The 25444-nt window shown below is 70.2% G+C and carries 25 protein-coding genes and 1 pseudogene; 15 read left to right on the top strand and 11 right to left on the bottom strand.

Features of this window, described 5'->3' with window-relative positions; translation table 11 throughout:
• Window positions 1-213, top strand: a pseudogene (locus tag VFZ09_RS15985) (hypothetical protein); the annotation flags it as partial.
• 34 nt (window positions 214-247) lie between these two features.
• Here VFZ09_RS15985 and VFZ09_RS15980 read toward each other — a convergent pair.
• Window positions 248-565: a LysR family transcriptional regulator gene (locus VFZ09_RS15980; protein WP_329728439.1), complete on the bottom strand. Its 318-nt coding sequence runs from the start codon at window positions 563-565 to the stop codon at window positions 248-250.
• 126 nt (window positions 566-691) lie between these two features.
• Here VFZ09_RS15980 and VFZ09_RS15975 point away from each other — a divergent pair, with 126 nt between their 5' ends.
• Window positions 692-1774 carry a helix-turn-helix transcriptional regulator gene (locus VFZ09_RS15975; RefSeq protein ID WP_329728438.1) on the top strand — a complete coding sequence of 361 codons (1083 nt, stop codon included), beginning with the start codon at window positions 692-694 and terminating at the stop codon, window positions 1772-1774.
• A gap of 80 nt (window positions 1775-1854) precedes the next feature.
• On the opposite strand, the gene VFZ09_RS15970 is transcribed toward VFZ09_RS15975, so the two are convergent.
• The 6 genes from VFZ09_RS15970 to VFZ09_RS15945 all read right to left on the bottom strand — a co-directional run bounded on the left by VFZ09_RS15970 (window position 1855) and on the right by VFZ09_RS15945 (window position 5962).
• The gene (locus VFZ09_RS15970) at window positions 1855-2565 is read right to left on the bottom strand and encodes an iron-containing redox enzyme family protein (protein WP_329728437.1); all 711 of its coding nucleotides are present in this window, start codon (window positions 2563-2565) and stop codon (window positions 1855-1857) included.
• A gap of 81 nt (window positions 2566-2646) precedes the next feature.
• A complete protein-coding gene (locus VFZ09_RS15965) occupies window positions 2647-3459 on the bottom strand; it encodes a GNAT family N-acetyltransferase (RefSeq protein ID WP_329728436.1) in 813 nt (270 codons plus the stop codon).
• 171 nt (window positions 3460-3630) lie between these two features.
• Entirely contained in the window at window positions 3631-3759 is a 129-nt protein-coding gene (locus VFZ09_RS15960; protein WP_329728435.1) for a hypothetical protein, read from the bottom strand.
• Between the two features lie 288 nt (window positions 3760-4047).
• Entirely contained in the window at window positions 4048-4536 is a 489-nt protein-coding gene (locus tag VFZ09_RS15955) for a hypothetical protein (protein ID WP_329728434.1), read from the bottom strand.
• Window positions 4537-4602: 66 nt separating this feature from the next.
• Entirely contained in the window at window positions 4603-4977 is a 375-nt protein-coding gene (locus VFZ09_RS15950; protein ID WP_329728433.1) for a hypothetical protein, read from the bottom strand.
• Window positions 4978-5140: 163 nt separating this feature from the next.
• Entirely contained in the window at window positions 5141-5962 is an 822-nt protein-coding gene (locus VFZ09_RS15945) for a mechanosensitive ion channel family protein (RefSeq protein ID WP_329728432.1), read from the bottom strand.
• Window positions 5963-6222: 260 nt separating this feature from the next.
• Here VFZ09_RS15945 and VFZ09_RS15940 point away from each other — a divergent pair, with 260 nt between their 5' ends.
• Window positions 6223-8166 (top strand): glycoside hydrolase family 15 protein, encoded by a 1944-nt coding sequence (locus tag VFZ09_RS15940; RefSeq protein WP_329728431.1) that lies wholly within the window; start codon window positions 6223-6225, stop codon window positions 8164-8166.
• Between the two features lies 1 nt (window position 8167).
• Here the strand turns inward: VFZ09_RS15940 and VFZ09_RS15935 are convergent, their stop codons facing one another.
• Both VFZ09_RS15935 and rpmF read right to left on the bottom strand, forming a co-directional pair.
• Window positions 8168-8572, bottom strand: a complete 405-nt coding sequence (locus VFZ09_RS15935) for a DoxX family protein (protein WP_329728430.1) — start codon at window positions 8570-8572, stop codon at window positions 8168-8170.
• A gap of 148 nt (window positions 8573-8720) precedes the next feature.
• The gene (rpmF, locus tag VFZ09_RS15930) at window positions 8721-8909 is read right to left on the bottom strand and encodes a 50S ribosomal protein L32 (RefSeq protein WP_329728429.1); all 189 of its coding nucleotides are present in this window, start codon (window positions 8907-8909) and stop codon (window positions 8721-8723) included.
• A 250-nt stretch (window positions 8910-9159) separates the two neighbouring features.
• Here rpmF and plsX point away from each other — a divergent pair, with 250 nt between their 5' ends.
• From plsX to ribD, 10 genes are all read left to right on the top strand, one after another.
• On the top strand, window positions 9160-10224 hold the full coding sequence (plsX, locus tag VFZ09_RS15925) for a phosphate acyltransferase PlsX (protein WP_329728428.1): 1065 nt from the start codon (window positions 9160-9162) through the stop codon (window positions 10222-10224).
• A 52-nt stretch (window positions 10225-10276) separates the two neighbouring features.
• On the top strand, window positions 10277-11260 hold the full coding sequence (locus VFZ09_RS15920; protein ID WP_329728427.1) for a beta-ketoacyl-ACP synthase III: 984 nt from the start codon (window positions 10277-10279) through the stop codon (window positions 11258-11260).
• A 29-nt stretch (window positions 11261-11289) separates the two neighbouring features.
• Window positions 11290-12222 (top strand): ACP S-malonyltransferase, encoded by a 933-nt coding sequence (fabD, locus tag VFZ09_RS15915; protein WP_329728426.1) that lies wholly within the window; start codon window positions 11290-11292, stop codon window positions 12220-12222.
• Between the two features lies 1 nt (window position 12223).
• Window positions 12224-12970 carry a 3-oxoacyl-[acyl-carrier-protein] reductase gene (gene fabG, locus VFZ09_RS15910; RefSeq protein ID WP_329728425.1) on the top strand — a complete coding sequence of 249 codons (747 nt, stop codon included), beginning with the start codon at window positions 12224-12226 and terminating at the stop codon, window positions 12968-12970.
• Between the two features lie 104 nt (window positions 12971-13074).
• Entirely contained in the window at window positions 13075-13317 is a 243-nt protein-coding gene (gene acpP / locus VFZ09_RS15905; protein ID WP_329728424.1) for an acyl carrier protein, read from the top strand.
• A 77-nt stretch (window positions 13318-13394) separates the two neighbouring features.
• Window positions 13395-14651: a beta-ketoacyl-ACP synthase II gene (gene fabF / locus VFZ09_RS15900; protein ID WP_329728423.1), complete on the top strand. Its 1257-nt coding sequence runs from the start codon at window positions 13395-13397 to the stop codon at window positions 14649-14651.
• 91 nt (window positions 14652-14742) lie between these two features.
• Window positions 14743-15192: a ribose 5-phosphate isomerase B gene (gene rpiB, locus VFZ09_RS15895; protein WP_329728422.1), complete on the top strand. Its 450-nt coding sequence runs from the start codon at window positions 14743-14745 to the stop codon at window positions 15190-15192.
• A 32-nt stretch (window positions 15193-15224) separates the two neighbouring features.
• Window positions 15225-16481 carry a serine hydroxymethyltransferase gene (glyA, locus tag VFZ09_RS15890; protein WP_329728421.1) on the top strand — a complete coding sequence of 419 codons (1257 nt, stop codon included), beginning with the start codon at window positions 15225-15227 and terminating at the stop codon, window positions 16479-16481.
• A gap of 15 nt (window positions 16482-16496) precedes the next feature.
• Window positions 16497-16994, top strand: coding sequence for a transcriptional regulator NrdR (gene nrdR, locus VFZ09_RS15885; RefSeq protein WP_047856817.1), 498 nt, complete (start codon window positions 16497-16499; stop codon window positions 16992-16994).
• Between the two features lie 6 nt (window positions 16995-17000).
• The gene (gene ribD / locus VFZ09_RS15880; RefSeq protein ID WP_329728420.1) at window positions 17001-18173 is read left to right on the top strand and encodes a bifunctional diaminohydroxyphosphoribosylaminopyrimidine deaminase/5-amino-6-(5-phosphoribosylamino)uracil reductase RibD; all 1173 of its coding nucleotides are present in this window, start codon (window positions 17001-17003) and stop codon (window positions 18171-18173) included.
• 22 nt (window positions 18174-18195) lie between these two features.
• Here the strand turns inward: ribD and VFZ09_RS15875 are convergent, their stop codons facing one another.
• Window positions 18196-18693 (bottom strand): PilZ domain-containing protein, encoded by a 498-nt coding sequence (locus VFZ09_RS15875; RefSeq protein WP_329728419.1) that lies wholly within the window; start codon window positions 18691-18693, stop codon window positions 18196-18198.
• A 122-nt stretch (window positions 18694-18815) separates the two neighbouring features.
• Between VFZ09_RS15875 and VFZ09_RS15870 the strand changes: the two genes are divergently transcribed.
• Together VFZ09_RS15870 and VFZ09_RS15865 are read left to right on the top strand one after the other, a co-directional pair.
• Window positions 18816-21953, top strand: coding sequence for a tetratricopeptide repeat protein (locus tag VFZ09_RS15870; RefSeq protein WP_329728418.1), 3138 nt, complete (start codon window positions 18816-18818; stop codon window positions 21951-21953).
• A complete protein-coding gene (locus tag VFZ09_RS15865) occupies window positions 21950-22843 on the top strand; it encodes a sigma factor-like helix-turn-helix DNA-binding protein (protein WP_329728417.1) in 894 nt (297 codons plus the stop codon). The genes VFZ09_RS15870 and VFZ09_RS15865 overlap by 4 nt, the downstream gene beginning before the upstream one ends.
• Here VFZ09_RS15865 and VFZ09_RS15860 read toward each other — a convergent pair.
• Complete coding sequence (locus VFZ09_RS15860; RefSeq protein WP_329728416.1) at window positions 22824-25235, bottom strand: YfhO family protein; 2412 nt, start codon at window positions 25233-25235, stop codon at window positions 22824-22826. The two genes, VFZ09_RS15865 and VFZ09_RS15860, sit on opposite strands and share 20 nt — an antisense overlap.
• Window positions 25236-25444: the final 209 nt, after the last annotated feature.

The following is a 25444-nucleotide window of genomic DNA, read 5'->3' as shown; positions in this document are numbered from 1 at the left end:
GAGGAGTGTGAGCAGGCCGTGCTCCGGGTGATTCCTTTCCTGGTGGACGTGAACACCGATCTCAAACACCGAGAGGCGCTCAGCGACCCGGACTTCCTGCGCGAGCGCCTGCGCACGCTTCCCCCGGAGAAGTTCGAGGATATCTCCAGCGCCGACAAGTACGCGGTGACCCGGCAGTTGTACATCTGGGACAGGGAGTTGGGGCGTCATTAGCAACGGATGAGGCCCCTCATGATAGGGGAGATCATCAGCTTCGAGGCGCCACGGAGCATCGGAAGGTACCGGACGGAGCAGACCTCTCCCGAGGAGAAAAACTTCCATCGAGACGCTCCTGGGTGAAGCGGCGGGGCTCATGGTCCGGAAGTGAGGGCCTTCTCTTCTCGCCCGCCGGCAGCAGGCGCAGGCCGCCCGGCGTGCGCTCGAACAGCCGGGTGCCGAGCTTGCTCTCGAGCGCGAGGAGGTGGCGGCTGAGCGGCGGCTGGGTGGGGTGGAGCCGGCGTGCGGCGCGCCCCACGTTTCGCTCCTCGGCCACGGCCACGGCCACGAAGGACTGGATGTGGGCCATGCGCCCCTGCCCGGTCAATACCTCTGAAGAGTGAGGGACAGGTTTTCAGGTCGTGACTATGGATGAGGGGTCGTTACGTAAAACCCCGCAGGATGGCTTGACCCGGGAGGCTGGATGTTCAGTGCAATGAATCTCAATGCCGACGAACTCATGCTCAGGGACAGGGCTATCACGGCCCTCAACAGCTCGCTGTCCCTCCCCCAGGCGCTCGAAGCCGTTCGACCGCACCTCCTCGAGCTCGCGCAGGCCGACTCCATGGCCCTGTGCCTCATGGAGGTCACGCATTCGCTCCACTTCCAATGGCTCGTCCCGGGCCATCGCATCCCCATCCTCGATGAGTATGCCGGCCTGGCCGACCATGACTTCCTCCGGCCTCCCATCTTCGCCCGGCCCCAGACGGTCATCCGCGATTCGGAGCTTCTCTCCCGCAAGGAGTATGAACGGACCCTCATCTACCAACGCAGCCGGGAGCTGGAGCCGCGCATGGAGCACATCATGGCCGTGCTCCTCCCCATCCGCCCCGGCTCCTTCGGCGCCCTCGCGCTCTACCGGAACCGGCCACGCGCCTACTCCGGCCAGAACGCCGCCGTCCTCGCCAGCCTCACCGCGCACCTGGTGAACACCGTCCGCAACTGCAGCGACGTCCAGGACGTCACCACCAGCGCCCATCTCCTCGAAGAGCTCTACCGCCGCCCGGATACCGCCTTCCTCGTCGTGGAGCCTCCCCACCACGAGGTGCTGCGCTCTCCTCACGCCGCCGTCCTCCTGGAGCGGTGGTTTACCCCTTCCGAGCTCCACTCCTCCGGCCTCCCCCTCCCGCTCCAGGAGCGGCTGGACGCCCTGGTTCGCATGGCCCCCGATGCGCGGCTCGACAAGAACCTCTGGGTCTCCCTCTACGCCGATGGCTACCGCACGGTCCGGTTCATCGAACTGCCCGCCCCCGAGGGCCCCCGGCAATGGGCCCTGCTGATGCACGAGATTCCCATCTCCATCCCGCTCCCCGCGGAGATGAAGCGCAAGCTCACCCCTCGCGAGGTCACCATCGCGGCGTGCCTGCTCCGCAACTGGACCAACGAGCAGATCGCCGGTGAGCTCGAGCTGTCCCTTCACACGGTGAAGACCCACGTGCGAAACCTCCTCGCCAAGCTGGGCGTCGATGGACGCGCGGACCTTTTCTACCAGGCCGCCCGTCTCAACAAGCCTGTCTGAGACAGTGGAATGCAAGGGAAGACGCCTCCCGGAGGCCAGGGCTCGAACGGGAGGCTCTCCCATCTGACGTGCGGCTGTCTCTACCTCGCGAGAGGGATGCTGGCGGCGCCGCCCTCACGGAAGATGCACGGGTAGACGAGGCGTGCGACCCGGGCCGAGAAGAGGATCGCCGCCTGTTCCTCCGGGTCCGTCAGCCGTCCCAGGATGCGCGCCATCTCCGCCACGTGGTCCCCGTCCAGCGCTCCATGGTTGCGCAGGAACGTCACCGACTTGTGGATGTTGGGAATGGCGGCCACCGCCCGCAGCCGCTCCGCCCACACGCCCGCCCGCGTCTGCGACAGGTACTCCAGCACGTACGCGGTCCCCAGCACCGCCGCCGGCACGCCCGCGCGCGACGTGAAGAAGTTCCACCCCGTGTAGGCATCCACCGCCGGGCTCCGCGCCGCTGCCTCCACCTGCGCCGCCGGGCACCCCAGGTTCTTCAGGTCCGCCAGCAACCACCGCTCGTGCCCCCGCTCCTCCTCCCCCTTCTGGATCAACAGCTCCGCCAGCTCCGGGTGCCGTCCCAACCGCTTCAGCCGGTGGCCCGCCTCGGCGAGGATCGGCGTGCTCCAGCGGGCGTAGTGATACGTCTGGATGAGGTAGTGGATGTAGCCCGCCTGGTCGAGGGTGCCGTCGAGGAGGCGGCTGGCGTCGGGCTGCGCATCCACCGCCGCCACCAGCCCTCGCGCCTCCGCGTCCAACGCCGCCACCCACTGCGTCTCCGCCTGGTTCTCCGTCTGTGTTTGCACGTACGTCTCCTGTCCGGGTTCCGTCAGGCTCCCGGCTGCTGCGTGTTGAAGGTGAGAGGGAAAGAAGGAACCGCCCCGAGCCTAGGCGGTGGGGCTCACGCCGTTCTCCAGCGCGTGGAAGCGCGCCAGGCTGTCCGCCGGGATCTCATCCAGGGCCATGACGAGCGGCAGCGTGAACCACTGGAAGTACGCGTCGTAGAGCGGCTCCGCGATGAAGCGCGCCCCCATCGTCCTGGCGAAGAGCGAGGGCGGCCTGGGCACCCGCAGCCCGTCCATCAGTCCCTGCTTCGCCCTCGCCCGCTCCTCCGGCGTGTAGAAGGGGTGGCGGGGATGCACCGGGGCCTGCCGCGGGTCGGGCACGTCCACCCGCCAGCGCGGGCTCAACCATCCCCGGCTGGCCGCCACCTGCCACGACAGCAGCGCGTCCTCGGGGGAGTCCGTCTCCAGGTTCGCGGAGGCGATCCAGTGTGTCACCCCGAGCCGCCGGCTCTCCGCGTACATGGCCGCCTGCAACCACGTGACGGCCTCCGTGCGCCGCCACTTCGGCAGCACGCAGAAGCGGGAGGGCTCCGCGAACACCCTCCCCGGACGGATCAACCCCGAGAGGTCCACCCGCTGCGCCATCTCGAGCCCCACCGCCGCGCCCAGGTTCGCCGCCACCTCCGCGTTGGGCAGCGCCACCCGCATGGTCGCCACCGGCTCGTCACCGGCATGGACGAGCAGGTGCACCGTGGTGTCGAGCGTGTCGATGCAGGTCATCTCCCGCCGCGACACCGCCGATTGCTCGGACAGCAATCCCATCTCTCCGCCAAAGACAGCCCAGCGGATGCGAGCCGCGTCATCGAGCTCCCGCTGGGTGGTGGCGACACACCAGCGCCAGTGAACGTGCGTCATGGGTCCTCTCCCGGTAGCGAAACGGGCCGGTGTCTCACCGCCCTCACCTGTTCTTTCGCTGCCGGTGGCCCGAGTTCGACCACGGATTCTCCGGCGCCCTACGCCGCGATGCGGCCATCCGGATGCGCCCGGGATTCACACACACCGCGGGAGCGCCACGTCACTGGGGCATCACGCGGTGAGGAGAACGAGCCAGCGCGTATCGCGCGGCGACGGGCGGCGGTTGAGGCGGTAGTCCTCCTCCGCGAAGGCGAGGGCCGCGCGGCAGATCGCCGGCCCGGACGGCAACATCTGGTTCACCGAATACTACGGGACCAGGCAGCTCGCGAAGATCACGCCGAACGGTGTGGTCACCGAGGTGGTGCAAGTGCTCGGCGCCTCGGGGCTCGCCCGTGGCCTGGGAAACACCTTGTGGATCACGCAGCCGACCGAGCACAACATCTCGAAGTGCACGCTGCCGTAGCCGCCTCACCCCGGAGACAGCGTGGCAGGACATGTCTACGGTCCCCATGTCCAGGTACGAGGGCCAGCTGTACTCCAGCAGCCCCTGGCCGAGGAATGCCCCTGCCTCTCCTCCTTGGGGTGGACTCAGCGTCGATCGCGTTCGCGGAGTGTCTCGATGGCCTTCAGGATGGCGGCCCGGTGTTGGGCGGCCTTGAGCCACCTGGGCAACCGGCTGATGAGACCTTTGTTGTGCCAGCCGTATGGGTCCCGGGTCCGCTCCCGGAGCGAGGCCTGGACGAAGGCCTCGAGGAAACCCAGGTGGCGGTGGTTGAAGGCCCACAACAGGTGCCTGCCACAGTGGAGCTGGAGACGGAGCGGGAGCTGGAAGTAGAAGTCCCGCATGGGGTCGGCGTACCAGGGCATGCGCACAGTCCGTCCCTCCCACGGGTTGTTGAACCCGCAGTGCGTGCACGTCACCCGGCGAGAGGCGAAGAGCCCCGACTCACCGGCATGCCGCGGGAGCACGAGTGCGGTCCGCTCGCACCTCGGGCAGATGACCCGGAACTCGTCGATGAAGGTGCCCCACCACTGCCCGGCGGTCTGGAGACGTTCCTTCTGAGCGGGTGTGTGCATGGCGGGGCTCGGACGGTAGGGGGATTTCATTACTGACGGAGTCAGATTGCAGGTCCAACACCCGCTTCACCTTGCGCGCGTTGCCGGTGGCGAGCTCCAGCCACGGTTGCGTGGTGCCCTCCGGCAGCTCTCCCCGGGTGGCGCGGACGCGGCGAGCACCACCAGCAGGTTGCCGGCCTCGCGGCGATCCAGCTGCAGCGTCTTCCCAGTGGCCTTCCAGGTGACGAGCCCCGAGGGCGAGACGGTGCGGTCCAGGTAGCTCGTCGCGCCCTCGAGCAGGGGCTGGGAGATGGCCTGGTGGGTGGTCCGCGCCTTCTGGCGCAACGCTTCCACCTGCGAGGCGTCGAAGAAGAGGCCGGGGTGGGGCCCCGCGAGCGCGGGCAGCGACACCCACAGCACCAGCCAGGACAACGCCCACCCACGCGTGAGGAAGTGCTTCATGCGGGGTGGATGCCACCCTTTATTCCGCCCACTTCCCACACGGGGGCGCTGGAGGGCCCGCTCGCCAGGCCGGGGGTTGTCCCCCGGGTTCGGACGTGCTCACCGGAGGGGCTCGGCCGATGCGCGTGCGTGGCTCCTCGCTCCCTGGCGCCCTTCAGGCCCTTCAGCTGGCCTTGGCCATGAGCTGCTGGGCGGTCTGCTGGGGGACGGCGTACCCGGAGGCCATGAGGAGCTCCGCCACGGCCTGGGCGATGGCGGCCTGGGTGGCGCCGGCCTGGGTGGGCTTGCAGAACGCGCCCACGCCCAGCACGGGCCCGAGCGCGGTGAACTCCACCACCTCGACGCCGGGGGCGGGCTGCTCCTGGACTCCGGGCACCACCGCCACGCGCTCCTGCAGGGCGCGCATCATCGTGGGCACGTCCACGCCGTGCAGCAGCGGCACCTTGACGGTGACCTTGCGGTGGGCGTGGTGGGTGAAGTTGACGATGTTGTCGCCGAACAGCCGGTTGTTGCCCACGGAGATGCGCAGGTTGTCGCCGGTGTCGAGGGTGGTGGCGAACAGGCCGATCTCCTGCACGATGCCGGCGGCGCCGCCCGCGGAGATCTCATCTCCCACGCGGAAGGGGCGCAGCACGAGCAGGAAGACGCCCGCGGCGAAGTTGGACAGCAGGCCGGACCAGGCCGTGCCGATCGCGATGCCCGCGGCCGCCAGCAGCGCCGCGAACGAGGTGGTCTCCACCCCCATCATCCCCAGGATGGCCAGCAGCAGGAGGATGGTGAGGGAGCCCGCGAACAGCGATTCGATGTAGCGGATGAGCGTGGCGTCGAGCTGGCGCTTCTGCAGGCCCAGGTTCAGCACGCGCCGGAACGCGGTGATGACCGTCCGGCCCACGAACCAGAGCACCAACGCGCCCACGGCCTTGAGGATGAAGGGGAGGGCTTCCGTGAGGGCCAGCGACTTCAATTGATTGAGGATGGCTTCCATGGCGTTCTGGGTGGGTGCGGTGTCTGGTTGTTGTTTGGGTTCAAGGTGTTTTTCAGTGAACCCTTGGCAATCTATAGAAACGGGGCTCTCCGGGAGAAGAGCGGGGCGTGTTTTCCAGGCCCTCAAAAAGCGAGACCTGGACTCGCCCTTCATTCCCTGGGCGTGACAGCGCGTGACGAGGACGTCCGGCTGGTGTCCGCCCGGGTTGGCCTCGGGGCGCGCGAGGGTTCCTACCCTTGGGGCAGGAGAGGGCAGCGCGCATGGACCTCTACAGTGCCGCCAGGCGGATGAACCGGCCGTTCCGGTTCTCGAATCCGGCGTCGTACCGGGAGATCTCCCTGGCCAGCCGGGGGCTGATCGGAGACGGCATCACGTGCGCCCTGGTCCGGCCGGACGGGGTCATCGACTGGTTGTGTTTTCCCCGCTTCGACAGCCCGAGCGTCTTCGCGGCGATCCTCGATGACGAGCGGGGCGGCTTCACCGGCATCACCCCGGCCGTCTGGCCCTTCGAGAGCCTGCAGCGCTACGACCCGGACACCAACGTGCTGGAGACGCTCTTCCGGGTCGAGCGCCAGGGCGTCGTGCGGATCATCGACTACATGCCGTGGACGAATGATCCCCGGGCCACCATCCACGAGGTGCACCGGCGCATCGAGTGCGTGGAGGGCTCGCTCGAGCTGGACGTCGTCTTTGATCCGCGGTTCCGGTACGGCGAGTCGGAGACGCGGGTGGAGCTCGAGGAGCACGGGCTGGTGGCGAAGGGCGCCCGGGGCGAGCGGATGGTCGCGGTGCTCGATGGGGAGGCGCACTGGGAGCGCCAGGGCGAGTCGGGCCTGCGGGCGCGCATCCAGCTCGGCAGGGGAGAGCGGCGCTGGATGATCCTCGCCTGGGACTCGGAGCATCCGGAGCCCGTGGCCGCGTACCGGCCCTACGAGCTGCTCCGTGCCACGCGCCAGGCCTGGCGGGAGTGGTCCCGGCGGCTCCAGTACGAGGGGCCCTGGCGGCACCATGTGCTGCGCTCGGCGCTGGCGTTGAAGCTGCTGATGTACGCGCCCACCGGCGCCATGGTGGCCGCGGCCACCACCTCGCTGCCCGAGTGGATTGGAGGGCCTCGCAACTGGGACTACCGCTACAGCTGGGTGCGTGACGCGGCCATGGCCGTGCGGGCCACCAACCTGATCGGCTACGCGGAGGAGTCCCGCGAGTTCTTCTACTTCGTGCGCGACACGCTGAAGCACGGCGAGCCCCTCCAGGTGATGTACTCGCTGGATGGGGGGCCGGTGCCCGAGGAGCGGATCCTCCCGCACCTGTCCGGGCTCCAGGGCTCGAGCCCGGTGCGGATCGGCAACGATGCCCGGGATCAGCTCCAGTTCGACACGGCGGGGGCGCTGCTGGACGCGGCCTATCTCTACGAGCGGTTCGGGGGCCGGCTGCCGCTGCGCACCTGGGCGCTGCTCAAGCGGGTCATCGAGACCACCGCCCGCCGCTGGCGCGAGCCGGATCACGGCATCTGGGAGCCGCGCCGGGAGAAGCGGCACAACGTGCACTCCAAGCTCATGTGCTGGTTGGCGCTCCACCGGGGCCGCCACCTGGCCCGGCTCTTCGCCGAGCCCGCGCTCCAGGAGTTCTGCACCCACGAGGCGGAGCTCATCCGCCACGACATCCTCCAGCACGGCGTGGACCCCTCGGGCCGGCACTTCGTGGGCTTCTATGGGGGCAACGAGCCGGATGCCTCGCTGCTGCTGCTGCCCATCGCGGGGTGCTTCCGGGCCTGCGAGCCGCTCGTGCAGGGGACCATCGACTGGTTGCGCTCGGAGCTGGGGGCGGGCCGTTTCCTGCGCCGCTACCGGATGGACGATGGGGTGGCGGGGCCGGAGGGGGGCTTCCTGCTGTGCGGCTTCTGGCTCGTCGAGGCGCTGGTGTTGTCCAACCGGCTGGAAGAGGCCGAGAAGGTCTTCATGTACCACGCGGAGGCGGCCAACCACCTCGGGCTGCTCGCCGAGGAGGTGCACCCCCTCACGCGCGAGCAGCTGGGCAACTTCCCCCAGGCCTTCAGCCACCTGGGGCTCATCAACGCCGCGGCGCGCATCGATCTGGCGCTGCGGATGCGGGACGAGGGCGAGCTGGCGCCCCCGCACCTGCTCGAGTCCGAGCCGCCCCCCATTCCGGGCAGCTCCTGCCATGACACCTGGGCCGGGATGTGACTCAGCCCATCGCGGGGCGGGCGGCGGCCTGTGGCTCGGCGGCGCCCTGCGACACCCGGTGCCACAGCTGGTGCGAGGTGAGCAGCACGCCGAGGATGACGAGCGGCGTGACCACCTGGCCCGTCGGATCTCCCGAGGCGTAGTGGGACACCGAGGCCGACACCAGGGTGATGGCGAAGCCCGCGTAGGCCCACTCGCGCAGCGTGCGCGGCACCACCGGCACCAGCAGGGCCACCGCGCCCAGCAGCTTCGCGATGCCCAGCAGGGTGCGGAAGTAGTCCGGGTAGCCCAGGTGGCGGAATCCCTCCACCGGCTGCGGGGCGCCGCTGAGGTACATGCCTCCCGAGGCCAGCATCATCACGCCGAACAGTCCGGTGAGGACCCAGTACGCGATCTTCAGCTTCATGTGTTGTGTGCTCCCTGTAGCGCCAGGGGGCGGGGTGCCACCGCCGGCGCGGGCGGGACACTAGAGCCGTTTGGCCCAAAGCAGAAAGGCCGCCCCTCGCGAAGAGGGAGCGGCCTTCGTGCCTTCGAGTGGAACTGGAGTCAGGTGATCAGGCCTGGGCGCCCGGCACCGTCTCGCGGCCCTTGTAGTGGCCGCACGCCGCGCAGGCGCGGTGGGGGAGCACCGGCTCCTTGCAGTTGGTGCACGAAATCACCTGCACCGCGCTCCGCAGGTTGTTGTTGGCCGCCCGGCGGCGGTCACGACGCATCTTGGACGTACGCTTCTTGGGAACACCCACGGCTCACCTCTGTATCGTCACGGCCCTGGACTCCGGGGCTTCCCCACCAGTCCCGACCGGCAAAAACTCGGAAGGCGGCGGACCCTAGCCGCTCGGAGCGTGTGAGTCAACGCGCGTGTGCGGGGGTCGCCGTGCCCTGTCCAACCCTGACCTGGCGGGCCGCATTCTTACGTCCCCGGGCCCCGGGGTGTCCACCCGTCTGCTCTCCGTGCTCCCAGGCTCGGGGCGTCCATGGAAGGATGCGCCCGCGATGAGGCTCGTCCTGGATGCGATGGGGGGTGACCATGCCCCCGCGGCCCCCGTGGAGGGGGCCCTCCTGTTCGCGCGCGAGCACCCGGCGCACGAGGTGGTGCTGGTGGGGGACCTGGTGCGTCTGCGCGAGCCCCTGAGCCGGGCCGGGGGCCTGCCGCCCAACGTGCGCCTCCACCCCGCCACCCAGGTGGTGGAGATGGAGGATCACGCCTTCTCCGCCATCCGCCGCAAGAAGGACTCCTCCCTCCGGGTGGGCTTCGAGCTGGTGCGCCGGGGGGAGGCGGATGCCCTGGTGTCAGCGGGGCACTCGGGCGCGGTGATGGCGGGGGGGCTGCTGGTGCTGGGCCGCATCCCCGGGGTGGAGCGTCCGGCCATCGCCACGCTGCTGCCGGCCCTGGAGGGGGTGGGGCGCTGTCTGCTGCTGGACGCCGGGGCCAATGTGGAGTGCCGGCCCGTCCACCTGGCCCAGTGGGGGGTGCTGGGGGCCGCCTACGTGCGCGCCCGCCTGGGCATCCCCCGTCCCCGGGTGGCGGTGCTCTCCAATGGGGAGGAGCCCACCAAGGGCACCTCCCTCACCCGCGAGGCCTCCGCGCTGCTGCGCGCCTCCAACCTGGACTTCACCGGCTACGTGGAGGGGAAGGACCTCTTCTCCGGGGACGTGGAGGTGGTGGTCACCGACGGCTTCACCGGCAACGTGGTCCTCAAGACGTCCGAGGGGGTGGCGGCGGCCGTCACGGGGCTGCTGCGCTCGGCCATCGAACGGCGCGGGGGCATTCCGGAGAAGCTGGGGGCGCTGCTGCTCCAGCCCACCTTCACGGGCCTGAAGAAGGTGATGGACTACGCGGAGTACGGCGGCGCGCCCCTGCTGGGAATCGAGGGCGTGGGCATCGTCGCGCATGGCCGCAGCTCGCCCCGGGCGATCCAGAAGGCGCTGGAGGCCGCCCTGCAGACGGCCCAGGCCGGATTGCGCACCGAGTTGACGCGTTGCATTGCGGACGCCGCCGCCTGGCTCCCCGCCCGGCAACGGGGAAAGGGAGCGACAGCCGAGGCCTTTTCCGATTAGAGAGCGCGCCCGAGGCGTTCGTGTCCGGTACACCCACAGGGGGCACCTTGGCATGGCACGCACGCACATCATCGGTACCGGCTCGTACGCACCGGAGAAGGTCCTGACCAACGCCGACCTCGAAAAGATCGTCGACACGACCGACGAGTGGATCACCGCGCGCACGGGGATCCGCAAGCGTCGCGTGGCGGCCCCGGGCGAGGCGACCAGCGACATGGCCGTGCAGGCGGCGAGGCGCGCGCTGGAGATGGCGGGGGTGCGGCCGGAGGAGCTGGGGCTCATCGTGGTGGGCACCGTCACGCCGGACATGCCCATGCCCTCCTGTGCGGCGGTGGTGCAGGCGAAGCTGGGGGCGAAGAACGCCTTCGCCTTCGACGTGTCCGCGGCGTGCTCCGGCTCGCTCTACGCCCTCACCGTGGCGGATCAGTTCATCCGCACCGGCCAGGTGAAGCGCGCGCTGGTCATCGGCGCGGAGATGCTCAGCCGGGCGGTCAACTGGGAGGACCGCAACACGTGCGTGCTCTTCGGGGACGCGGCGGGTGCCATGGTGCTCGCGCCCACCGAGGACGCGGACCGCGGGCTGCTCTCCACGCACCTGTACACGGACGGCTCCTTCGCGGAGATCCTCTGCATTCCGGGGGGCGGCACGAGCAAGCCCGCCTGTGAAGAGGTGCTGAAGGAGAAGCTGCACACGCTGCACATGAATGGCCGCGAGGTCTTCAAGTTCGCCGTGCGCGCGCTGGCGGACTCGACGCACACGGCCCTGTCGTCCAACGGACTGCACGCGCGGGACGTGGACCATGTCATCTCGCACCAGGCCAACATCCGCATCCTCGAGGCCGTGCTGCAGCGGCTGGAGCTGCCGGTGGAGAAGTGCTGGCTCAACCTGCACGAATACGGCAATACGTCCTCCGCGTCGCTGCCCATGACGCTGGACGAGGCCAACCGGGCCGGCCGGCTGAAGCAGGGAGACGTGGTGGCGATGATGGCCATTGGCGCGGGGATGACGTGGGGCAGTGCGGTGATGCGCTGGTGACGCGCCGTTGAAAGGGAGGGAGCAGGAGCATGTCGAAGATCGCGTTCGTCTTCCCAGGGCAGGGCAGCCAGGCTGTCGGCATGGGGAAGGACCTGTACGAGAAGTTCCCCGAGGCCCGGGCCGTCTTCGAGGCGGCCGACGAGGCGCTGGGCGAGAAGTTCTCCCAGGTGTTGTTCGAGGGACCGGAGGCCGCGCTGAAGCAGACGGCCAACACGCAGCCGGCCATCCTCACGGTGTCGGTGGCGGCGCATGCCGTCTTCTCCAAGCGGGGGCCGGTGCCGGCCTTCGTGGCGGGGCACTCGCTGGGTGAGTACTCGGCGCTGGTGGCGGCGGGCGCGCTGCAACTGGCGGACGCGGTCCGGGCGGTGCGGGCCCGTGGCACCTTCATGCAGGAAGCCGTCCCCGAGGGCGTGGGCGCCATGGCCGCGGTGATGGGCCTGGAGCCGGCCAGGGTGAAGGCCGCGTGCGACGCGGCGGGCGAGGGCCAGGTGGTGTCCCCGGCCAACTACAACTCGCCGGAGCAGACGGTGATCGCCGGCAATGCCCAGGCCGTGGAGCGGGCCATCGCCAAGGCGAAGGAGATGGGGGGCAAGGCGAAGGTGCTGCCCGTGTCCGCCCCCTTCCACTGCGCGCTGATGGAGCCGGTGAAGCCCCGGCTGGCCGAGGTGCTGGCGAAGGTGAAGGTGTCCGCTCCGTCCGTCCCGGTGGTGACGAACGTGGAGGCCTCCGCCAACAGCGACGCGGCCCGTGTGGTGCCGCTGCTGCTGGAGCAGGTGAGCTCCTCGGTGCGCTGGGTGGAGACCATCCAGTACCTCCACGCCCAGGGCGTGACGCGGGTGGTCGAGGTGGGCCCGGGCAAGGTGCTCGGCGGCCTCATCAAGCGAATCACCCGGGATATCGAGTCGTTCAACGTCGAAGACTCCGCGAGCCTGGAGAAGACCCTCGCGGCACTGGGAGCCTGAGATGAGCGCGTTCAAGGACAAGGTGGTGCTGGTGACGGGTGGCTCCCGGGGGATCGGCCGCTCCATCGCCGTGAGCTTCGCGAAGCAGGGCGCCACGGTCGTCTTCAGCTACGCGGGCAACGAGGCCGCGGCGCAGGAGACCCTGGGCCTCATCCAGGCCGCGGGCGCCAAGGGCGAGGCGGTGCGCTTCGACGTGTCGGACGCCGCCGCCTGCACCACCGCCGTGGAGGGTGTCCTCAAGACGCACGGCCGCCTGGACGTGCTCGTCAACAACGCGGGCGTGGCCGTGGACGGCCTGGTCATGCGGGTGAAGGACGAGGACTGGGACAAGCAGCTGGACACCAACCTCAAGGGCGCCTTCTCGCTCATCCGCGCCGTCAGCCGGCCGATGATGAAGCAGAAGGGTGGCTCCATCATCAACCTGACCTCCGTGGTCGGGGAGATGGGCAATGGCGGACAGGCCGCCTACTCGGCTTCCAAAGCGGGCCTCATCGGCCTGACCAAGTCCGTGGCCCGCGAGCTGGCCAGCCGGAACATCCGCGTCAACGCCGTGTCCCCGGGTTTCATCGGCACGGACATGACCTCGCACCTGGGCGGAGAGACGCGGGAGAAGATGGAAGCGGCCATTCCCCTGGGGCGCCTGGGCTCCCCGGAGGACGTGGCCAACGCCGTCCTCTTCCTCGCCAGCGATGCCGCCGCCTACATCACCGGAGAAGTCCTGAAGGTGAATGGCGGCATGTACATGTAGCCAAGGGTTGGATCGGCGACGGTCGTAGGTTATACCGCGCCCGCATTTACATGGCTCCGGGGAGTATGCCGGGCCGCCACGCGGTTCCTGGAGGTTCAATACCTATGTCGACTCATGCTATCGAGGCCAAGGTCAAGAACATCATCGCCGATCAGCTGGGCGTGGGCGAGGAGGAGATCAAGCCGGAGTCCTCCTTCATCGAGGACCTGGGCGCGGACAGCCTCGACATCGTGGAGCTGGTGATGGCGATGGAAGAGGAGTTCGAGGTCGAGATCCCCGACGAGGAGGCCGAGAACATCAAGACCGTCGGCGACGCCATCAACTACATCAACACCCACAAGAAGTAGGCATCATCGTAGGGCCGGGGAGCGCTGGTCCCGCCCAGCGTTCCATGGCAGCAGCGCGTATTCGAGTGGAGAGCAACGTGTCAAACCGTCGAGTCGTCGTCACCGGCACCGGAATCATCACGGCACTGGGTACCGGGACCGAGAAGAACTGGCAGGCGATGCTCGCCGGCAAGTCTGGTATCGGACCCATCACCCGCTTCGATACGAAGAAGATCGATACGAACTTCGCCGGTGAGGCGAAGGACTTCGAGCCGGAGCAGTTCATCGACAAGCGCGAAGTGCGCCGGATGGACCTGTTCTCCCAGTTCGCGCTCGCCGCGGCCGAGATGGCCGTGAAGGAGAGCGGTCTGCCGGTCGGGCCGGACGCGCCCCACGGTTATGCGCCCGAGAAGGTGGGCGTCATCGTCGGCTCGGGCATCGGCGGCATCTCCTCCCTCGAGGAGCAGCACCGCAAGGGGCTGGAGAAGGGGTTCGACCGTCTGTCTCCCTTCTTCATCATCCAGATGATCATCAACATGGCGCCGGGCCTCATCTCCATGCGCTATGGCTGCAAGGGCCCCAACTGGGCGCCCGTGTCGGCTTGCGCCACCAGCGCCCACGCCATCGGAGAGGCCTGGAAGTCCATCCGCCTGGGTGAGACGGACGCGGTCATCGCCGGAGGTTCCGAGGCGGCCATCACCCCGCTGGGCATGGGTGGCTTCTCGGTGATGAAGGCGCTGTCCAACCGCAACGACAACCCGTCCGCCGCCAGCCGTCCGTTCGACAAGGACCGCGACGGTTTCGTGATGGGCGAGGGCGCCGGCATCATCGTGCTCGAGGAGATGGAGGCCGCGAAGAAGCGCGGCGCCAACATCCTGGCGGAGCTGGTGGGCTACGGGGCCAACTCGGACGCGCACCACGTGACGCAGCCGGCCCCCGAGGGCGAGGGCGCGGCGCGCTGCATGCGTCTGGCGCTGGTGTCCGCGGGCATGAACCCCGAGGACGTGGGCTACATCAACGCGCACGGCACCTCGACGCCGTTCAACGACGCCAACGAGACGAAGGCCATCAAGGCCGTCTTCGGGGCGCACGCCCGCAAGCTGGCCGTCTCCTCCACCAAGTCCATGACCGGCCACATGCTGGGCGCGGCCGGCGGTGCCGAGGCGGTGGTGGCCGTGCAGACGCTGCTGCGGGGCGTCCTCCCGCCGACCATCAACTACACCACGCCGGATCCGGACTGCGATCTGGACTACGTGCCCAACCAGGCGCGGGAGCAGCGCGTGGACGCGGTGATGAGCAACTCGTTCGGCTTCGGCGGCACCAACGCGGTGCTCGTCTTCAAGCGCTTCAAGTAGGACCACACCCCAGCGCTCCCTCTCCCCCCTGGGAGAGGGTCGGGGTGAGGGTCTCCCCACCCCGTGTCCGAGTGGAAGAGGGAGGGCTCACGTGAAGATCATCATCGCGTCGGATCATGCGGGCCTGGAGCTGCGCCGCGAGCTGGTGAGCGCGCTCCAGGAGTTGCGCGCCGAGGTCCACGACGTGGGCCCCACCACCACCGCCTCGGTGGACTACCCGGACTTCGCGAAGACGGTGTGCAAGGCGGTGGCGGCGGGGGAGTACCAGTACGGCGTGCTGGTGTGCGGGACCGGGATTGGCATGAGCATCACGGCCAACAAGTACCGGGGCATCCGCGCGGCGCTGTGCACCAGTGAGTTCGAGGCGCGCATGACGCGGGCCCACAACGACGCCAACGTGCTGTGCCTGGGCCAGCGGGTGGTCGGCGTGGGGCTGGCGCGCAGCATCGTGGAGGCCTTCGTGGCCACGCCCTTCGAGGGCGGCCGGCACCAGAAGCGCCTGGACAAGATTCGCGAGGCCGAGTCCGAGAACGGACGTTGAGGCCCTCGTTCCCAACCGAGGAGAGCGTGTCCATGGAGAACATCCGTAAGCTGGCCGAGGTCGATCCGGAGATTGCCAAGGTCGTTCACGACGAGACGCGCCGCCAGGAAGAAGGCCTGGAGCTGATCGCCTCGGAGAACTTCGTGAGCCCCGCCGTGATGGAGGCGATGGGCTCGGTGCTGACGAACAAGTACGCCGAGGGCTACCCGGGCAAGCGCTACTACGGCGGTTGCGAGGTGGTGGACGTGGCGGAGAACCTCGCCATCTCCCGCGCCAAGGAGCTGTTCGGCGCCGAGTACGTCAACGTCCAGGCGCACTCGGGCAGCCAGGCCAACATGGGCGCCTACATGGCGCTGATGAAGCCCGGTGACACCATCCTCTCGCTGGACTTGAACTCGGGCGGCCACCTCACCCACGGCGCCGCGTTCAACTTCTCCGGCAAGCTCTACAAGATCGTCCACTACGGGCTGACCCGGGACACCGAGACGCTGGACTACGCCCAGGCCGCGGCGCTCGCCAAGGAGCACAAGCCGAAGGTGGTGGTGGTGGGCGCCTCGGCGTACCCGCGCACCATCGACTTCGCGAAGTTCCGCGAGATCGCCGACAGCGTGGGCGCGGCGATGATGGTGGACATGGCGCACATCGCCGGCCTGGTGGCCGCGGGCGTGCACCCCTCGCCGGTGCCCCTGGCGGACATCGTCACCTCCACCACGCACAAGACGCTGCGCGGCCCGCGCGGTGGCCTCGTGCTGAGCAAGGAGCAGTACGGCAAGACGCTCAACAGCCAGATCTTCCCGGGCATCCAGGGCGGTCCGCTGATGCACGTCATCGCCGCCAAGGCCGTGGCCTTCCGCGAGGCGCTCAGCCCCGAGTTCAAGGCCTACCAGCGGCAGATGGTCGCCAACGCCCAGGCCCTGGCCGAGGCCCTCAAGCGCGGCGGCCTGCGCCTGTGCTCGGGCGGCACGGACAACCACCTGATGCTGGTGGACCTGCGCCCCAAGAACCTCACCGGCAAGGTGGCCGAGGAGGTGCTGGGCAAGGCCGGCATCACGGTGAACAAGAACATGATCCCCTTCGACCCGGAGAAGCCCATGGTGACGTCGGGCGTGCGCATCGGCACGCCGGCCATCTCCTCGCGCGGGATGAAGGAGGCGGAGATGGCCACCGTCGGCGCCTTCGTCGTGGAGGCGCTGGACAACGCCTCGGACGACAAGCGGCTGTTCAACATCCGCTCGCGCATCGAGGAGTTCACCCGGAGCTTCCCGCTCTACGCCTCGCGGCTGAAGTAACCCTGCCTCCCATTCATGCGTTGCCCCTTCTGCCAGGACGCCGAGAACAAGGTCATCGACTCGCGCGAGTCTCACGAGGGGTCTGTCATCCGCCGGCGCCGCGAGTGCCTGCAGTGCAAGCGGCGCTTCACCACGTACGAGCGGGTGGAGGAGCTCTACCCGCTCATCGTGAAGAAGGACGGGCGGCGGGAGACGTTCGACCGGGACAAGCTGCTCGCGGGGCTGAAGAAGGCCTGCGAGAAGCGGCCGGTGTCGGCGGATCAGCTCGAGGAGACGGTGGTCGCCATCGAGCGGTTGCTGCAGGGCATGGGGGAGAAGGAGGTGCCCTCGTCGGTCATCGGCGAGGAGGTGATGCGCCGGCTGCACGGGCTGGACGAGGTGGCCTATGTCCGCTTCGCCTCGGTGTACCGGAGCTTCCGTGACATCTCCGAGTTCATGGAGGAGCTGAAGGATCTGCTGTCTGACCGGACGCGGGAGCTCAAGCCGCCGCGTCCCGCGGGCAAGGACGGTTGACGGGCCATGCGGCTCTTGACGCGAGCGCGGATGCAGAAGCGCACCCCCAGGGCGAAGCGCGCGGCGGATTTCGACCGGGCGGTGGCCGAGTTCTTCATGCGCCTGGCGCTGGAGGAGGCCTCCAAGGGACTCGGCCGCACCAGCCCCAACCCCGTGGTGGGGGCGGTGCTGGTGAAGGGTGGGCGCATCATCGCGCGGGGCTACCACCGGCGGGCGGGCACGGCCCACGCCGAGGTGGTGGCGCTGGAGGCCGCGGGAGCCAGGGCGCGCGGGGCGGACCTCTACACGACGCTGGAGCCGTGCGACCACTATGGGCGCACCCCGCCGTGCAGCCAGGCCGTGCTCGATGCCGGCGTGCGCCGCGTCTTCGTCGGCTCGTCGGATCCCAACCCCAAGGTGAATGGCAAGGGCGTGGCGCGGCTGCGGCGCGCGGGCGTGGAGGTCGTCACCGGCGTGCTGAAGGAGGAGGCCGACAAGCTCAACCGCCCCTTCTTCAAGGCCATGAGCACCGGCCTGCCCTACGTCACCCTCAAGGCGGCGGTGACGCTGGATGGCAAGCTGGCCACCGCCACGGGTGACTCGCGCTGGGTGACGGGCGAGCAGGCCCGGGCGTGGGTGCACCGGCTGCGCGACCAGGTGGACGTCATCCTCGTGGGCGCCACCACGGTCCAGCGGGACAATCCCCAGCTCACCACGCGGCTCCCCGAGGGCACCGGGAAGGATCCCGTGCGCGTGGTGGTGGACTCGCACCTGCGCCTGTCCCCGAAGCTCACCGTCTTCACCCAGCGCTCCCCGGCCCGCACCGTGGTGGCCACGCTGGAGGACCCCACCGGCCGCAAGGCGAAGCGCCTCACCGCCACGGGCGCCGAGGTCTGGCAGATGCCCGCGAAGCAGGGCCGCGTGGACCTCGAGGCGCTGATGCGCCGCCTCGCCAAGGAGGGCCTCAACCACGTGCTGGTGGAGGGCGGCGCGGAGATGTACGGCTCGTTCCTGCGTGGAGGGCTCGCGGACGAGCTGCTGCTCTTCGTCGCCCCCAAGCTCATCGGCGGCGAGGGCCTGTCCTGGTCCGGCTCGCTGGGCGTGAAGCAGATGGCCCGCGCGCTCACGGTGGGCAAGCTCTCCTTCGAGCAGGTGGGGGAGGATCTGCTCCTCCGCGCCCGGCTCTCCGAACCGAAGTGAGGGCCCGGGCCCGCGCGGCCGCTCAGGCCACGATGTAGCCGAGCGCCAGGTCGAAGATCAGCATCTCCAGCCGCTCGCGATCCTCGTCGCTCACGTCCTCGAAGGTGAAGGACACCCGCTGGTTGCCGTGCTCGGAGGGCGGGGTCGCCGCGACGATGCGCGCGCGTCCCACCACGGGCCCCTCGTCCTGCCCCGGCATCCACAGCACGAAACCGCCGAGCGTGCCCTCGCCGGGGGCACCCCCCATCAAGCAGGAGAAGCCCCCGGAGGAGATGTCCAGGGTGCGGCTGCGCAGGGCGCCGGCACGGAAGCTGACGTCCACGTGCATCCCCTTGGGCACGCGGAAGTTGCGCCGGGCACTGGCTCCCGGTTGCAGGTTGTGGCCCTGGGCCGCGAGCAGGGAGCGTGCGAGCTGCTCGCGAGCCTCCAGGTACAGCGCCCGCTCATCGCTCGTGTGCAGCCTGCGGCGCGCGCGCTCGTGCAGCTCCCGGAAGTTCGTCAACCAGACGGACAGATCCATGCCGCCCATTGTAGCGTGCTTTTCCGGACATTTCCGGCAGCCGCTACTCTTCCGACGTAACGGTACCAAAGCGCCAGTTCGGATATACAAGAAATCCCTGACCCTGATAATTTGGGATTCGGATGGGGTGCCCAGACGAAACGACGCTGAGCGACTTCCTGGTGGGACTGCTGCCGGAGGCGCGCAGGCAGGAGGTGCTGGCGCACGTGGAGGGCTGTGCCGGATGCCAGCGGGCGCTGGCGGCGGGCGGCGACTCCACGCCGACGGCCGGTGTCCCGGACGTGTCCTCTTCCGGGGGCGCCGAGGCGCTGGCCCGGGGCGCGACGCTCTCCCGGTACGTGGTGCAGGAGCGGATCGGCTCCGGCGCCATGGGGGTGGTGTACGCGGCGTATGACCCGGAGCTGGACCGGCAGGTGGCCCTCAAGCTGCTGCGTCCCGAGGGCCGCCATGTGGAGGAGCTGAGGCAGCGGCTGCTGCGCGAGGCCCAGGCGCTGGCCCGGCTCTCCCATCCCCACGTCGTCGCCGTGCATGACGTGGGCATGTGTGGAGACGGCGTCTTCCTGGCGTTGGAGCTGGTGGATGGCACCACGCTGGCGGACTGGTTGAAGGAGCCGCGGCCCTGGCGCGAGGTGCTGCGGGTCTTCGTGGACGCGGGGCGGGGGCTGGCGGCCGCGCACGCGGCGGGGTTGGTGCACCGGGACTTCAAGCCCGCCAACGTCCTGGTGGGCCGGGATGGCCGGGCACGTGTCACGGACTTCGGACTGGCTCGCCCCATCACCTCCGCGGGCGCGCTCCCGGAGCCTTCCTCGGCCCAGGTGCCCGTGGCGCAGGAGGACTCCCTCGGACTGCTCACCCGGACGGGGGCACTGCTGGGGACGCCGGCCTACATGGCGCCGGAGCAGCTCGAGGGCCATGGGGTGGACGCGCTCTCGGACCAGTTCAGCTTCTGCGTGGCCCTCTACGAGGCGCTCCACGGGGTGCGGCCCTTCGAGGGCCTGAGCCTGGAGGAGCTCGGCCGCTCCGCGCGCGAGGGCAGGGTGAAGCCGCCCGGGCGCGACTCGAAGGTGCCCGCGCGGGTGCGCAACGCGGTGCTGCGCGGGTTGCGGCCCAAGCCCGCGGATCGCTTCCCCTCCATGGAGGCCCTGCTGGCGGCGCTCGACCCGGGGCCCGGCCGCGTGCGCACCTGGGTGGCCGTGTCCGCCGCCATGGCCTGTCTGATGGGCGTGGCCATGGGCTACGTGGCGGCACACCGGCGCGAGGTGCGTTGCGCGCAGGAGGCGGAGAAGCTCGACGCGGCCTGGGGTCCCGCGCGGCGCGAGCGGGTGCGTGCCGTCTTCCTCGCCACGAAGAAGCCCTATGCCGCGGATGCCTGGGAGAAGCTCTCCTCCGCGCTGGATGCCCACGCCTCCCTCTGGCGCTCGCTGCGCACCGAGTCCTGCCTGGCGTCGGACGACGGAGGCACCTCGGGCCTCGCGTTGCAGACCGCCGCGTGCCTCGACGCCCGGCTGTGGCAGTTCGCCGCCGTCACCGAGGTGCTGGAGAAGGCGGACGCGCAGACGGTGCAGAACGTGCCGCAGCTCGTGGCCTCGCTCGAGGGGCTCGCCGGGTGCCGGGACGCTCCGGCCAGCTCCACCCGGCCCCAGCCGCCCGAGCTGCTCCGTCCCCGCGTGGATGCCGCTCGCCGCAAGCTGGCCGAGGCCCGCGCCCGCATGGAGGCCGGCCGGCACGCCGAGGGCATCGAGATGACGGCGGCCCTCCTCCAGGAGATCAACGGACTCGACTACCGTCCGCTGGAGGCGGAGGTGCTGCTGCTGCGCGGCCAGCTCCACGGCCACGCGGGCAAGTCGAAGGAGGCCGAGGACATCCTCTACCGCGCCCTCTGGGCCGCCGAGGCCGGCCGCGATGACGAGACGGTGGCGCGCGTATGGGTGCTCCTCGTGTGGATCGTGGGAGATCAGATGGCGCGCGTGGAGGAGGCGGATCGGCTCGCCCAGCACGCCCGGGCCGTGGTGGAGCGGCTGGGACGCGAGCGCTTCCCGGCCATCGCCACGGATCTCCACCTGCGGCTGGGCGGGGTGCGGCTCGTCCAGGGCAAGCTGGAGCAGGCGGACGAGGAGCTCACCCAGGGCCTGGCGCTGTCGCGCAAGACGTACGGGCCCGACAGCCTGCGCACCTCCTATTTCCTCTCCAGCCTGGGCCGGGTCCGCTCCCGCCAGAACCGGCCGGCGGAGGCGCTGGCGCTGTACCGTCAGGCCCAGGAGCTGCGCGAGAGTCTCTGGGGCTCCGAGCACCCCGCGCTCGCCCTCAACCTCAGCAACCTCGCCACGGCGCTGCTGGCCCTGGGCCAGCGCGACGAGGCGATCTCCGCGTGGATCCGCGCCCTGGCGCTCCTGGAGGCCTCGCGCCCCCCGGATCATCCCAGCCTCGGCCCTCCGCTCAACAACCTCGGCTCGGCCCTGCGCGACCAGGGCCGGCTGGACGAGGCCCGGCGGTACCTCCAGCGGGCGCTCGCCATCTTCGAGCGCAGCAAGGGCCCGAATCATCCCAACACCGCCACCGCGCTGAGCGCGCTCGGGATGGTGGCCTACGACTCCCAGAACCTCGACGAGGCGCTCGGCTACCAGCGGCAGGCCCTGGAGCGCATCCAGAGCGCGCTGGGTCCGGACTCGCCGCGGGCCGCCGGGCCGCTGATGTTCCTCGGGGTCGTCCAGCAGCGGATGGGCCACCAGGACGAGGCGCGGCGCCACCTGCTGCGCGCCCTGCACCTGTGGGAGAAGGAGAACGGCCCGGACAGCGCCACCGTCAACAACGCGCTGCGCCCCCTGGCCCGGCTCGAGCTGGAGGCCGGTGCGCCCCGCAAGGCGCTCGCGTACTGCCAGCGCGCCCTGGGCAATGACGAAAAGGCGCAGGGCTCGGAGACCCCGGACGTGGCGATGGATCTCGCGTGTGTCGCGGAGGCGCACCTGGCGCTCGGTGACGCGGAGCGGGCGGTGCCGCTGCTCGAGCGGGCCCGCCGCCTCAACGCGCGGGCCCCGAGGGATCCGCTGGACGAGGCCTGGGTCTCCTTCCTGCTGGCCCGGGCGCTCGGAGAGCGGGAGCCCGCCGTGGAGCTCGCGCGGGCCGCCGCCCTGGCGGAGGAGGCGCGGGCGCAGATGACCGCCCTGGGCACGCGGGCGCGCGTGGAGCTGCGGGAGGTGACGGCCTGGCAGGAGCGGCACCCGGCGCCGTCCTCCGTGGCGCGCAAGGCGGTGACGCCATGAGCGGGACTCAGGACGTGGACTCCCTCGCCGCGCTGCTGCGGGCCCATGTGCCGCCGGAGCGGAGCGCCGGGGTGGAGGGGGTGGAGGAGCTGGAGACACTCCTTCGGGAGCTGCTGCGCACGGGGCGGGAGGCCTGGCCCGCCGTCACGCTCCCGGCGGAGACCTTCGTGCGGCACCTGGCCCGGCACCTGCCCGCGGAAGGCGGCGCCGAGGTGCTGCGCCACCTCCATGGGGCAGATCTGTACCTGGCGTGTGCCTGCGCCGTGGGGGAGCGCCAGGCCCTGCTCGCCTTCGAGCAGCATGTGCTCCAGAAGGTCCCCGCGCGGCTCGGACAGCTCGCCGCGTCCACCGTGGACGAGGTGCTCCAGGTGATGCGCCAGCGGCTGTTGCTGGGCCGGGGGGACACGCCTCCGCGGATCGCCGACTACTCGGGCCGGGGACCGCTGCTGGCCTGGGTGCGCATCATCGGGGTGCGCATCGTGGGCGAGCTGGCGAGCCAGGACGGACGCCAGGAGCTCTTCGACGAGCCGCCGGAGACGCTCGCGCGGATGCTGGCACCGGATGACCCGGAGCGGGAGCTCCTCAAGGAGGACTCGCGCCAGGCGCTCGTCACCGCGCTGCGCACGGCCCTGGCCGCCATGCCCGAGGGCGAGCGGGCCCTGCTGCGGCTGCACCACATCCATGGCCTCACCATGGACCGGCTGGCGACGATGTATGGCGAGCCCCGCTCCAGCATCGCGCGCCGGGTGATGCAGTCCCGCGAGCGGTTGCTGAAGCTCACCCGGGGGGAGCTGGCCTCCCGGCTGAAGCTGGATGGCTCCGAGCTGGAGAGCCTCCTGGGGCTGGTGCGCAGCAGGTTGGATCTCAGCCTCAACCGGCTGATGGACTGAGCGCACGCCTTCCCCGCTTGCGGCGCTCCACGAGCACCGCGAGCCCGAGCAGCCCCAGGGTCGCGAGGGAGATGAAGGCCCCGAGCATCAGACGGGGCGTGCGGTAGGTGAAGGAGACGCGGTGGGAGCCCGCGGGCACGCGCACGCCGCGCACCGCGAGGTTGGCCGGGAGGATGGGCGTGGGCTGTCCGTCCAGCGTCGCGCTCCACCCGTCGTAGAAGGCGTCGTTGAGCACCAGGGCCGCCGGCACGCGAGCGTCCACCTCGAGCTCCACGGACTCCGGCGCGTAGTGGACGATGCGCACCTGGCCGGGCTCTCCGGGGGAGGGAGGTGCCGCGTCGCGCGGGGTTCCGGGCGGGCACTCCAGCACCGCCTGCTGGTGGGGGTGGAAGGCGCGCGAGAGGACGAGGGCGCGCGCGGAGGATTCATCTGGCACGCAGACGGGCGTGGCCAGGTAGGCGCGAGGCAGCGTGTTCGGATTGTTGAGCAGCACCACGCCCGGCCCCAGGAGACGATCCTGGCCGAGGACCACATCCCAGTTGCCGGACATCTGCTGATAGGTGCGTGTCTCCAGGGTGAGGTAGCGCACGTGGTAGAGGCCCGAGAGGCGGCTCAACCAGAGGCGGGCGGAGTCGGGCGAGTAGAGCAGTCCGGCCAGCCGGCGGGAGGCGGCGGGCAGGTAGGGCCCGGCGCTCTCGAGGTGCCAGAGCGCGGGCGTGTCCGGCGCGAGCCCCGCGACGAAGTTGATGGACATGAGGTCCACGGGATGGAGCTCCTCGGGGACCTCGCGGGGAGAGAGATCCTCCGCGCCCGCGAAGACCCGTGGCCGCACCGGGCCCGCGTCCGCCTCCCGCTTCAAGAGGAGCTTCAGGAAGCCCGTGGGCCGTTCCAGCACGTCCACATAGGTCACGTGGTAGGTGCCCTCGTTGGCCTGGTAGAGGACGGCGAACTGGAGCCCGAGCACGGCGGCCACGCACCGCGCCGGGGAGAGGGCGCGTGCCAGCACCCCGCCCATCAGCGCGAGCGTGACGGCCCCCACTCCGGCGGCCTGGAGGAAGTTGCCGTGGAGGATCTCGAGGGAGGGGGGATCCGCCTTCTCCCAGAGGGAGGGGATGACGCCGTTGGAGAACAGCCGCCACCGCCACTCGCCCAGCGCGAGCAGCCCGAGAACACCGGCGAGCACGAGTCCGGCCTGGCCGAGCCGCCGCGACAGGGCGGAGTCCCGGAGGACGGCCTCCAGCCCGGCGCCAGCGCCCAGGGCGAGGGGGAACAGGACGTAGGGCAGCATCTTCTCCGGGTAGCGGAAGGCCTTCCAGAGAGGAACCCACTGGTAGAACCAGCGGTAGAGCGGGACTTGGTGCGCCAGCGTCAGGGCGAGGATGGCCAGCGTGACGGCGGACACCTTCCAGGCCAGCGGGTGGCGCCGCCAGGTCCACAGGGCTCCGCCCAGCAGGAGGACGGCCGGGAGCCCCATGTACACCGAGTGCACCCAGAAGCCGCCCATTCCCGTCAGGAACAGCTCATCCGCCATCGCGCTCGAGGCCGCCGTGCCCGACTCCGGATCCAGGAAGAGCGCCCCGAGGGCGAGCTCGAGCAGCCGCAGGGGATGGAACGAGAAGGAGGTGGCCACCTGGAGCGTGGGCGCGCTGGGCCAGGCGTTCTGGAGGGTGGTGAGGACGGGGAGGATCTGCACCGCGCACAGCAGCGCGCCGAGCACGATGAGCAGTCCGGCCCGGGGCGCGGCCCGCAGCGCGTCCACGCGAGCCGGGCGCAGCAGCACGAGCACCAGCAGCATGCCGTTGCACAGGGCGAAGCTCTGGGCATCTCCGCTGAGGAGGACGAGGCTCAGCGGGAGGGCGGCGGCGGTGGCGCGGCCCACGGAGGGCGCACGCAGGAAGCGCTCGGCGCCCCAGAGGGCCCAGGGGAACGTGCTGGCCGCCATGAGGTAGAGCAGGTTGTTGCTGATGCCCACCATGTAGCCGCACAGCGCGTAGGTGAGCCCCGCGAACAGGGCGGGACCGGGGCCCAGGCTCCAGAGCCGGGCGAAGAGGAACGTGCCTCCCAGGGCCGCCACGTAGGAGAGCAGCGTGATCAGCTTGAGCGCCGTGCCGGGCGGCAGCAGCAGGTAGAGCAGGTTGGCCGGGTGGAAGGCCCCGGAGATGAGCATCCCCGGGTAGGGCTGCCCCAGCGCGTTGTACGGGTACCAGTCGGGGAACTGGAGCTGCGAGACGCGCTCGGCCCAGTACTGCTTGAGCGGGTAGTAGACGCGGAGGATGTCGCGCGAGGCGAAGATCTTCCCGGAGAAGGCCGCCCGGTGGAAGTAGAGGAGGGGGAGGGCGAAGGCCGTAGCCACCACCGCGAGGCGGGTCCTGGCCTGCTGGGAGAGGGGCATGGGCTTCGAGTCGGTTGCGTGGAAGCGGCCGACCTTGCCAGGAGCACGTGGCGGACAGCAATCCAACTCCGCCGGAGCGCTCGTCCGGACGCGCTCCGCACCTGCCCGCCTGCCGTGCATGAGCCCGGCTTCTCCTCTGTCCTCACCCGCTGCTTGGGCGCGCACACGCTCATCGGTTATTCTTCAGCCTGTAAAATTCCTCCCAGACT

The organism is Archangium sp. (assembly GCF_036277355.1).
Classification (GTDB): domain Bacteria; phylum Myxococcota; class Myxococcia; order Myxococcales; family Myxococcaceae; genus Archangium.
The sequence above is the reverse complement of the archived record's forward strand: the minus strand, read 5'-3'. Positions and strand labels throughout refer to the sequence as shown.

What these genes read in the sequence shown, in the direction of transcription:
- VFZ09_RS15980 (WP_329728439.1), bottom strand. Translation starts at nt 565, where the DNA reads ATGGCCCACATCCAGTCCTTCGTGGCCGTGGCCGTGGCCGAGGAGCGA.
- VFZ09_RS15975 (WP_329728438.1), top strand. Translation starts at nt 692, where the DNA reads ATGAATCTCAATGCCGACGAACTCATGCTCAGGGACAGGGCTATCACG.
- VFZ09_RS15965 (WP_329728436.1), bottom strand. Translation starts at nt 3,459, where the DNA reads ATGACGCACGTTCACTGGCGCTGGTGTGTCGCCACCACCCAGCGGGAG.
- VFZ09_RS15955 (WP_329728434.1), bottom strand. Translation starts at nt 4,536, where the DNA reads ATGCACACACCCGCTCAGAAGGAACGTCTCCAGACCGCCGGGCAGTGG.
- VFZ09_RS15950 (WP_329728433.1), bottom strand. Translation starts at nt 4,977, where the DNA reads ATGAAGCACTTCCTCACGCGTGGGTGGGCGTTGTCCTGGCTGGTGCTG.
- VFZ09_RS15945 (WP_329728432.1), bottom strand. Translation starts at nt 5,962, where the DNA reads ATGGAAGCCATCCTCAATCAATTGAAGTCGCTGGCCCTCACGGAAGCC.
- VFZ09_RS15940 (WP_329728431.1), top strand. Translation starts at nt 6,223, where the DNA reads ATGGACCTCTACAGTGCCGCCAGGCGGATGAACCGGCCGTTCCGGTTC.
- VFZ09_RS15935 (WP_329728430.1), bottom strand. Translation starts at nt 8,572, where the DNA reads ATGAAGCTGAAGATCGCGTACTGGGTCCTCACCGGACTGTTCGGCGTG.
- plsX (WP_329728428.1), top strand. Translation starts at nt 9,160, where the DNA reads ATGAGGCTCGTCCTGGATGCGATGGGGGGTGACCATGCCCCCGCGGCC.
- VFZ09_RS15920 (WP_329728427.1), top strand. Translation starts at nt 10,277, where the DNA reads ATGGCACGCACGCACATCATCGGTACCGGCTCGTACGCACCGGAGAAG.
- fabD (WP_329728426.1), top strand. Translation starts at nt 11,290, where the DNA reads ATGTCGAAGATCGCGTTCGTCTTCCCAGGGCAGGGCAGCCAGGCTGTC.
- fabG (WP_329728425.1), top strand. Translation starts at nt 12,224, where the DNA reads ATGAGCGCGTTCAAGGACAAGGTGGTGCTGGTGACGGGTGGCTCCCGG.
- acpP (WP_329728424.1), top strand. Translation starts at nt 13,075, where the DNA reads ATGTCGACTCATGCTATCGAGGCCAAGGTCAAGAACATCATCGCCGAT.
- glyA (WP_329728421.1), top strand. Translation starts at nt 15,225, where the DNA reads ATGGAGAACATCCGTAAGCTGGCCGAGGTCGATCCGGAGATTGCCAAG.
- nrdR (WP_047856817.1), top strand. Translation starts at nt 16,497, where the DNA reads ATGCGTTGCCCCTTCTGCCAGGACGCCGAGAACAAGGTCATCGACTCG.
- ribD (WP_329728420.1), top strand. Translation starts at nt 17,001, where the DNA reads ATGCGGCTCTTGACGCGAGCGCGGATGCAGAAGCGCACCCCCAGGGCG.
- VFZ09_RS15875 (WP_329728419.1), bottom strand. Translation starts at nt 18,693, where the DNA reads ATGGATCTGTCCGTCTGGTTGACGAACTTCCGGGAGCTGCACGAGCGC.
- VFZ09_RS15870 (WP_329728418.1), top strand. Translation starts at nt 18,816, where the DNA reads ATGGGGTGCCCAGACGAAACGACGCTGAGCGACTTCCTGGTGGGACTG.
- VFZ09_RS15865 (WP_329728417.1), top strand. Translation starts at nt 21,950, where the DNA reads ATGAGCGGGACTCAGGACGTGGACTCCCTCGCCGCGCTGCTGCGGGCC.
- VFZ09_RS15860 (WP_329728416.1), bottom strand. Translation starts at nt 25,235, where the DNA reads ATGCCCCTCTCCCAGCAGGCCAGGACCCGCCTCGCGGTGGTGGCTACG.